Raw genomic sequence first — 7,919 nt, 5'->3', positions numbered from 1 at the left:
GACACGACGCGCCGCCGCTACGCGGCGGATTCCGCGCAAGCGCGGAATGAGCCCGGAACTCCGTTCCGGGCTACGGGTCAACTCCGTTGCCCCGTGAGGGAATCCGGCTCCGCCGGCTTCCCCTCCCGCATGTGCCTGCTCCGCAGTCCCGTACGGGGTTGACGAGTGCTCCGCACCCGTCAAAGGCTGGCTACAGGAGGGGCGGTGACGGTGAGTCAGTCTGGATGCAAGAAGAGTGAGGAACCGTCAGGACGCTGCATCGCCTACGGTGGTCACGGCGGTGTGTGTCATTTTATTTCCCCAGATGTCTTCTGGTCTACTGGACGGGTCCCGCTCCGGCCCGCTGCGCTACCAAAAACCGCGGGATTAGAGAGACTGTAAAAGCACTCCCGTTCCAGCCCTTGAAGGCATGAAATACCGTCAAAGACGTCCCCACTGGGGGATAGTATGCCGCAGATGGAGTTGCGTCCACATCAGGCTGAGGCGGTCGATGGGGTCCTTCGGAATCTTTCCGTCCCAGCCGGTGGCCGAATGCCGCCGCAAGGATTGAGGACCCAGGTGATCGCAGCTACCGGGTCCGGCAAAACCCTGATCGCGGTAGACTCCGCGAACCGGATTTCCACCCGACACGGGTCCTGCTCCTGGTCCCCTACTGACCCAGATGGCCCATGCCGTCGACGAGCGCGTCGACGCAGTCGCGGATCACGGGGTGCTTCAACAGGTCGGCGTCCAGCATCTGCCTCTCCCTCTTTTTTCGGGCCCGCATTGTGACGGTGAGCTGTGCGGCTGCCGGCATTGCAGGTCGTCGGTGCGCGGATGCCGGGCCGGTGGGATGTCCCCTGGGACGGACAGCAATCGTCAACAGCGTCCGCGCCTTGGGAGGGCTGGGCAGGGCCTTCAAGGCATCGTCTGCTGTGGGCACGCGGGGACGCCGCCACGCGGAAAAAGACCCCGCCGTGTGGAGGACTATGCGTAGGAGGCCGGTTTCACCGGGCCCAGAACCTAACGATGGGGGCGGGGCCCATTCAGCCGAGCCCGGATCGCCGATCGCCGCCGCTCCCCGAAGGATGCTGCTGACGGTCCATTCCAGATGAGAGGCCGTGGCGAAGGAGGTCCGATGAGCGTCACAATCTTTACTACAGGCTCGGTCAGCTATGTGAATGGCGAAGATGGCGCCGATGTCCTGCGGGTCGAGTTCGACGACGACACGGCAGAGGAGTATCAGCGAGTCGAGCTTGCGACCGGCGGGCGCCTGGAGACCAACGGTTTCATTGCGGAGAGTTTTGGTCGCGGTGGTGCGATGCTCGAAATCGTCGGCCTCGCCAACTTGCGAAAGCGCGGGGGCAGCGATCCTGAGCTCAAGTCCGAAGCAGCGGGCACATGTTGGCTGGACCTCGACGACGATTGGAATGCGGTCTGCACTCAGGGCAGCTGCACCGGCACCTGTGTAAAGAAGTATTGGCACGGGGTCTTCTTGTACTGCAGCTGCCGGTGAGCGCCCCCTAGAAAAGCGAGGCTCATGGTCCCGCCGACGCCCATCTCGACCAACCAACAGGCGGCCGCGGGCGGGATCGGACTTGTGAAGTGGCTGCCACCTCGCCACCCGGCCCGGCTGGAACGGGCTGGTCCCTCCGCAACGGACCAGTCCTGGGAGAAGCAGCTGCCTCTGTGCCCACCTATAGTCCCGCTCTTCCGTAGGAATGGCTTGGGCCCACAGCCGTCGTGCTCTTCAATCCGCATCCTCGACGATGCAAAAGGGGTGCCCAACCGGATCGGTGAGAACACGCGCCTTGGCGCCATGAGGCTGATGATCCGGTCTGCCCGCACCCAGCTCCAGCAACCGGGCTTCAACCTGGTCCAATCCCTGCGTGACCTTGAAGCACATGTGAAGCTGCTGAGGAACGGTCTGTTCAGGCCAGCGCGGAGCCCGGTAGCCATCGACCCGTTGAAAGCCAATGAAGACCTCGTCCTCACAGTCGAGACCGGCGAAGTCAGCGTTCGACTTGGGATGGAGTTCCAGACCGGTGGCTTGCTGATAGAACGCTGCCAAAGCCAGCGGATCAGGGCAGTCGAGGGTTATCGCGCTCAGCTTCATCTGCAAGGGCATGACGCCTCCCGGACGATCAGTGGACTTCCCTGATGCATACCCTAGAGACGACTGCCTACGGCTGAGTGAGAACCGACCACCTACGTGGTCCGCCCAGGCGTAGGCATCGCAGGTTGGAACCTCACATTGCCCGCCGTCACCTGAGGCAGCTCAGCTCCACAAGAAGTGGACCAGAGCCTCAGAAGAGTGACACAGCCACCGCCCTCTCTTGCCGGGCCCCACCGGGCCCGGCCCGCGCGCGGCCCCGCCGACGCGCGAGCAGCAGCACTGAGCCGCCCGATCCCCCCGCCGCGCCGACCTCTGCCCCAGCCCCACCCCTTCCCCTTTTTTCCTGCTGGTGGATAGCTGAGGGAGGCTCTAGGGGGACGTCGGGCTTCCGACCACGGCGGGGCAGGCGTGGTGACCTGCGGATACGTCACCCAGGGCGCGTTCACGCGCGGACAGTTGTCGGACGGGTTGTCGGCGGGGATGTCGGCCGGGTCCAGGGCGGTGTTGTCGTGCAGGACGGTGCCGCAACGTACGAAGGGAGCGGGCCCCGGCGCCGGCTGGCCAAGCTGCGCGCCGAGGGCCTGGTCGACAGGATCACCCTGCCCCAACGTGGGCGGCTGCGGGTGTGGTTCCCCACCTCCTACGGGGTGCAGGTCGCGGGCGAGTTTCCGGAGTTGCGGGGCCGGCGGCCCTCGAGGACGGTGTCGGACCGGACCGCGGTGCGGCTGCGGGTCGGGCACGCGTTGACGGTGACCGAGACCGGGCTCCCTTCCTTCAGGACGCACGCCGCAGGCGGCGGCGAGCTGTGCCGGCCGCTGGACTGGATCCCCGAGGTCTACCACCCAGTGGGCGGCGGTGAGGCCGTCATCCCCGATGCCCTGCTGTTCTACCGGGATGGCTATGAGGGCGGCGACGGATCGATGCTGCGGGCCTTCGTGGAGGTCGACCGGGCCACCATGGGCCCCGAACGCCTGGCCGCCAAGCTCGCCTCCTATGCCCGCCTCCACGGCTACGTGCCCGCACCCGCCCCCGGCCGACGGCAGCGGCAAGCCTTCCAGGAACCGGCACAGGAGGAATGGAGGCGGCACTACCCGCTCTTCCCCCGGCTGCTGTTCGTCTTGGAGGCACCGGCCCCGCCGGCATCACCACCCGTATCAGGGCCCTAGGCGCAGCCGCCACGGAGCCGACACTGACCAGCTTCATGCGCGACGTCCCCGTGCTCGCGGCACCGCTCGTCGACCTGCTACGCGGCGGCCCTGCCGAACCCGTCTGGCACCCCGTCCAAGACCCCGGCAGCACCGTCAGCTGGTTCCAGTCCTGGAGTTGACCGTGTGTTCTGCGCTCGGCAGTGTCGCGGGCTTTCGGTAGGTGCGGCTTCTGCGCGGTCTACCAGAGGCCGGCAGTTCAGGTCTGGGGGCGCAGGGTGGGACCGTCAGCGCTCATCGGGTCTTGGCGGTAGACGGGTAGGTGGTCGGGGTTGAGGTTGCGGAAGCCTTGACCGTGGTTGTCGAGGACGGTGGTGCCGGTCTTGCCGTCGGCGACCCATTGGAGGGTGACGGTGTAGGTGCAGTCCTTGTCTTTCCCGCAGCCCTTGGCGGGCGTGAGCTCGAAGACTTCCGGGTCGTCCAGGGAGATCTTGTAAGGGAATTCCACGGCGGGGGTGATCTTGCCGAAGTTGTCGGCGGGCTTGGCGGTGTAGGTGGGTGGGGTTCGGGACAGGTCGAGGTCGAAGTGTCGCACTTCGACGCCGCCGCCGCACTGGCCGTAAGAGACGACGATGCCGTGTGTGGGGGCGGGTTTGCTGGAGGTGACGTCCACGCGCATGCCGGTCAGGATCACGCTTTGCTGGGTGCGGCCCTGAACGGTCACTTGCACGGCTTCGCCCAGGACTACAGCGTTGCGGGGTGGAGCCGGGATGATTGTCTGGGCTGCTCGGTACTGCTGCGGTGTTCCGTCGAAGTAGGCAGAACCACAGACGTCCTGCACGGTCTGTGCCTGCACGGCGATGGGCGAGCGGCCCGTCCAGACGTCGTTGGCCGCTGCCGTGGGGTCTGCCCCCGGGGATGACGAGCCCGGGTCAGCAGCGGCCGGTGAGGTCTGGCTGGTGTCCCCGACGGTGTCCGCAGTGCTGTCCTTGGTGCTCGCCCTGCCGCCGGCGTGGCTGGCAGGGGTGGCGTGTCCTGGGGAGAAGGGGTCGGCGAGCACGACGACGGTGATCGCGGCGAAAGCCGCCGCCGTCAGGGCTGCAATCGGCCACAGTGTCAGTCGTCGCCTGACTCCACCACGGGCCGAGGCCACCGTCAGGTCCAAGTCCGCCGCGGTGGCGTCCGAGACGGTGACGGCCGGCAGTTCCTGGGCTTTTTTGCCGTCGGCCGGCTCTGTTGATGCGGTATCGACGGGCGGCCCGCCCTGTGCGCTGTGTCTTTTCCGGCGCTCGAGCTCGTCACGCCGGTTGCGGGCGCGGGCGTACTCCTTGTCGGCTTCCTCGGCTGCTTGACGCCCCGCCAGGGCCCGGGCGATCGCGACGACCGTCTCGTACCGGGGAAAGCCCCGGCCGTTGAAGGCGTTGGTCAGGGTGGACATCGACAGCGACGAGGTCGGATCGTTCGCCCGGATCCTGTCGATGATCACTTGGTAGGTCGGGGCGCCGTTGCTGTTGCGCAAGTTCCCCAGCCACCGCGCCAGGTCCTGTCCCGGATCCTCCCGCAGATCGTCCTGCCCGCTCACCCGCAGCCCCCTCGATGATGGTGATCCCCCGTCAGGTTAGCTCTGAGCGACCTCCCGTGGCAGGGGCCGTCCTTCATCGTTCTGCAGTGGTTTTTCGAGTTCTTCGATGCCCTTCAGATCAGCGGAAAGCAGCAGGTCACGGCGGTGAACTGAGGCCATCCCCCTCAGCCCGGCGGCCGCCCGACAGCGGCACGTCCTCACCTGCCCGGAGGCACACCCGTGACCATCCACCACAACCAGCCCGGCGACGACAGCCCCTGGTGGGAACACGTCTGCGCCCGCGACGTCCTTCGGATCATCGCCGCCTGGGACCACCTGCGCCTCCACATCCCCGCCAGCACCCGCCAGCCCACCGTCTACCTCCACCAGCGCACCCGGCTCCCCCTCCATCTCCTACGCGACCTGCAACAAACCCGAACCGTCTGCGCCCACCCCCACATCCGGCCCCTGACCCAGTCCGACCTCGACCGAGCCCTCGTCACCGCTTACCACGCCCTCGCCCGCCTGTGACGGTTCACCACTGCCATGGCCCGCCCGGGCACAGTCACTGCGCCACCACCCCGACCACGGCAGGCCACAGCGTTTGGGCAGCCAGTTGAGCCCAGTCCTGACGGGTGCGGGTCAGTGGCCCAGGCGGCAGGTGCTCCAGCACCGGCCGTCACGGACCAGCGCGCCGGACCGTTCCAGGTGGGCCAGGTGGTAGACGACCGATGCCGGGCTGCGCATCCCGACGGCGTGGGCGAGCTGCCGCACCGACGGCCCTTCGCCTGTGTCTTCGATCCACCGCCGGATACAGCGCAGAATCTGTTCCTCCCGCTCGGTCAGGTGGTCCGGGCGCCGGTTCACCGCTGCCCTTGCAGTATGGTGCGGGCCTGGTGGCGCAGCTCGGTCCGGGCCCGCCGGCGTGCGGCCCGGACCGGTCCAGTAGGGGTGCCACCACAGCCGGACGGAGGGGTGCGCAACCGCCTGGCCTGAGTGTCAGCGGCCAGTTAAATTTCCCCGCTCGCGGCCACTTCGTCTCCCCACCACGGCCACTTCAATTCCCCACTGGCGGCCACCTTATGTACGCAGCGTGAGGTCACCCCCGGCGGTGTTCACCCCACCACGGCAGGATCGGAGGCAGGTCGCTGAGGCCGCGGGCCGGCCGCTTCGGCATCGGCGACTCCCCATCATCCCCGTCCCAACGGCGCGCGTACTGGTCCGGGAGGTTGCCCCAGCCCCAGTAGGGAACCGGGCGGTCGGGCACCTCGCCGAGTTCATCGAGGGGATCGATGCGCTTCTCCGCCACCGTGCACAGGTGCGCCCAGTCATCGCCCATGTCGAAGACATAGGCGAACTGTTCGCCGGCCTGCAGCCTGCTCAGCTTGGTCACATGGCCGTCCATGGTGCCGTCCGGGGCCTCGCCGTCCCACCAGTCCAGCGGGCTGACGTGGGTGGCGTCGGACAACGTGAACAGGTGCAGGTGAGCCAAGTCCCAGCGTGCGAAGGCGAGATCGATGGCCGAGGCGAGCTGCGCGAAGGAGTGCGACCGAGCAGCGGCGAACACCCGGCCGGGACGCGGCCACAGGTCCGCACCGTGACCGGAGACCAACTCCACCCGGATCGACAGCCAGGTACGAGCCACGTCAATAACCCCCTCATGCATCAGATCCGCGAGTCAGCACCGAGGCTACTGAGTGTGACTGCCGACTGGGGAATCGAGCTGGCCGTACGTGGGGAATTTCTACTGGCCGCCGTCACCAGAGACTGCGCATCACCCGACATCGCTGCGCATCGGCATACAGTGCGGCATGGTCAGCCAACCCTGGGATTGCACGGTTGCGCAGCCTCCAGCGTGCCAGTCTGCGCAATGGGCGCCAGGGGCGCCTGCGCAGCCGGTCGCGCAGGCAGGATAGGACTGCCCTCCCCCGCCCGTCACCGCATGGCGACGGTCATAGAGGCGGCCCCTGCCCAGGGCGCTGCGCGCAGGGGCCGTCCATGCCCCGCGGTCCTGTCACAGCGCAAGGCACTACGACGCTAAAACCCCAGCGCCCGACCCCGCCTGCCCAGCAAGTCGGCAGGGTGAACACCGTTGGGGTCACCGCCCGCCCCGAAGGAGCGCAATTACATTCGGAGCTCAGTGAACCGTGTCGAGGAGATCGAAGACGGCAACTGGCCGGGCGCCGCCGTGGGGTGATGCAACCGGCATGTGGGCCGCCGCTGCGCGGGTGCGTCAGTCCCACCTGGTGCACTTGGTCACCCCGGCGTGATGGCCGCAGGCGCGCATGGACCGTCCTGACACAGGGTTGTTGGCCCTGGTGAGCGCGTCGTGCCCGGTCCTGACCTTGTTCGGTCCGCACACGTGCCACCCGGTCGCACCTCATCGGCACCTTCGCGGCGCAGCGCGGTCACCAGCTTGGTGAAACACCGCGGGCTGACCCCGGAGAACGGGGCTATCCAAGACGGCTCCGACGCCGTGATCACACCAGGCACACCAAGATCATCACACTTGTGCCACCGCTCGCTGTAACATCACGCGCCGCAAGGACGAAGCGATCGATGATCGGCCGCCCCTATGGCGCACCACTCCCGGCGGAAGGCAACTGTGCAAAGACAATGGAGCGGGGCCCCAGCGGGAAGAAGAGCCGAGTACAGCGCGGCCGCCTGGCTGGTTGGGTGGGTGGTGTTCCTGGGGTCCGGGTACGCGGCCTCGTTGATGTTGATCAGTACCTGGGCGAACTGCGACATTGGCACCGACGGCTCCTACCAGCTCGTTGCATGGGTAGTCGCGTCGACCGGCGTGGCGACGGTGTCCACCGTGCTGTGGGCTGTGATGCGCAAGGTGACAGGTCGCCGGCGCATCCTGCTGCCGCTGGTGCTGACGTTTCTTGCTACTGCGATGCTGCTCTGGCCGGAGTTGGCAGTGTGGTACGTGTCGCCCGGCCACCCGGACAGCATGTGCGAACCGGGCGGCAAGCCCGTGGGGTGGCCCAACTGGCTACCTTTGTGAGGCGGGCCGCCAGCAGAGCGGCCTGAAGTCAGCTACTGACCTTTGCTGCGTGGTGTCGTTGGGGGCTGACGATGTGTGATCGTCGCGGTATGCCTGTTGTGTGAGGTA

At 67.3% G+C, this 7,919-nt stretch carries 10 protein-coding genes and 2 pseudogenes; 6 read left to right on the top strand and 6 right to left on the bottom strand.

What is annotated here, in order from left to right:
* Positions 1 to 447: 447 nt before the first annotated feature.
* A pseudogene (locus IE318_RS46045) lies at positions 448 to 567 on the top strand (hypothetical protein); the annotation flags it as partial.
* Positions 568 to 649: 82 nt separating this feature from the next.
* Here IE318_RS46045 and IE318_RS46040 read toward each other — a convergent pair.
* Positions 650 to 796 (bottom strand): hypothetical protein, encoded by a 147-nt coding sequence (locus tag IE318_RS46040; RefSeq protein ID WP_229904211.1) that lies wholly within the window; start codon positions 794 to 796, stop codon positions 650 to 652.
* Between the two features lie 321 nt (positions 797 to 1,117).
* Here IE318_RS46040 and IE318_RS43795 point away from each other — a divergent pair, with 321 nt between their 5' ends.
* Entirely contained in the window at positions 1,118 to 1,495 is a 378-nt protein-coding gene (locus IE318_RS43795; protein WP_189908401.1) for a hypothetical protein, read from the top strand.
* A 234-nt stretch (positions 1,496 to 1,729) separates the two neighbouring features.
* On the opposite strand, the gene IE318_RS43790 is transcribed toward IE318_RS43795, so the two are convergent.
* Entirely contained in the window at positions 1,730 to 2,107 is a 378-nt protein-coding gene (locus tag IE318_RS43790) for a VOC family protein (protein ID WP_189908400.1), read from the bottom strand.
* 497 nt (positions 2,108 to 2,604) lie between these two features.
* Between IE318_RS43790 and IE318_RS43785 the strand changes: the two genes are divergently transcribed.
* Complete coding sequence (locus IE318_RS43785; protein WP_229904210.1) at positions 2,605 to 3,261, top strand: replication-relaxation family protein; 657 nt, start codon at positions 2,605 to 2,607, stop codon at positions 3,259 to 3,261.
* Positions 3,262 to 3,296: 35 nt separating this feature from the next.
* On the top strand, positions 3,297 to 3,422 hold the full coding sequence (locus IE318_RS46280; protein ID WP_268256792.1) for a hypothetical protein: 126 nt from the start codon (positions 3,297 to 3,299) through the stop codon (positions 3,420 to 3,422).
* A gap of 77 nt (positions 3,423 to 3,499) precedes the next feature.
* Here IE318_RS46280 and IE318_RS43780 read toward each other — a convergent pair whose 3' ends face one another.
* Positions 3,500 to 4,822 carry a serine/threonine-protein kinase gene (locus IE318_RS43780; protein ID WP_189908399.1) on the bottom strand — a complete coding sequence of 441 codons (1,323 nt, stop codon included), beginning with the start codon at positions 4,820 to 4,822 and terminating at the stop codon, positions 3,500 to 3,502.
* A gap of 219 nt (positions 4,823 to 5,041) precedes the next feature.
* On the opposite strand from IE318_RS43780, the gene IE318_RS43775 reads away from it, so the two are divergent.
* Positions 5,042 to 5,332: a hypothetical protein gene (locus IE318_RS43775; protein WP_189908398.1), complete on the top strand. Its 291-nt coding sequence runs from the start codon at positions 5,042 to 5,044 to the stop codon at positions 5,330 to 5,332.
* Between the two features lie 111 nt (positions 5,333 to 5,443).
* On the opposite strand, the gene IE318_RS43770 is transcribed toward IE318_RS43775, so the two are convergent.
* The 3 genes and pseudogenes from IE318_RS43770 to IE318_RS43760 all read right to left on the bottom strand — a co-directional run.
* Entirely contained in the window at positions 5,444 to 5,668 is a 225-nt protein-coding gene (locus IE318_RS43770; protein ID WP_189908397.1) for a LexA family protein, read from the bottom strand.
* A 232-nt stretch (positions 5,669 to 5,900) separates the two neighbouring features.
* The gene (locus IE318_RS43765; protein WP_189908396.1) at positions 5,901 to 6,446 is read right to left on the bottom strand and encodes an IS1096 element passenger TnpR family protein; all 546 of its coding nucleotides are present in this window, start codon (positions 6,444 to 6,446) and stop codon (positions 5,901 to 5,903) included.
* 722 nt (positions 6,447 to 7,168) lie between these two features.
* Positions 7,169 to 7,294: pseudogene (locus IE318_RS43760) on the bottom strand (IS5/IS1182 family transposase); the annotation flags it as partial.
* A 220-nt stretch (positions 7,295 to 7,514) separates the two neighbouring features.
* Between IE318_RS43760 and IE318_RS43755 the strand changes: the two are divergent.
* A complete protein-coding gene (locus tag IE318_RS43755) occupies positions 7,515 to 7,811 on the top strand; it encodes a hypothetical protein (RefSeq protein WP_194717509.1) in 297 nt (98 codons plus the stop codon).
* Positions 7,812 to 7,919 lie beyond the last annotated feature (108 nt).

This window comes from Streptomyces spiralis (assembly GCF_014654675.1).
In the GTDB taxonomy this organism is placed as follows: Bacteria; Actinomycetota; Actinomycetes; order Streptomycetales; family Streptomycetaceae; genus Streptomyces; species Streptomyces spiralis.
Note: the sequence above shows the minus strand (reverse complement) of the source record. Positions and strands in the feature narration are given on the sequence as shown.

Bases quoted from the DNA above. Each gene is read 5' to 3' on its own strand.
- IE318_RS46040 (WP_229904211.1), bottom strand. From the start codon at position 796: ATGCCGGCAGCCGCACAGCTCACCGTCACAATGCGGGCCCGAAAAAAG.
- IE318_RS43790 (WP_189908400.1), bottom strand. From the start codon at position 2,107: ATGCCCTTGCAGATGAAGCTGAGCGCGATAACCCTCGACTGCCCTGAT.
- IE318_RS43795 (WP_189908401.1), top strand. From the start codon at position 1,118: ATGAGCGTCACAATCTTTACTACAGGCTCGGTCAGCTATGTGAATGGC.
- IE318_RS46280 (WP_268256792.1), top strand. From the start codon at position 3,297: ATGCGCGACGTCCCCGTGCTCGCGGCACCGCTCGTCGACCTGCTACGC.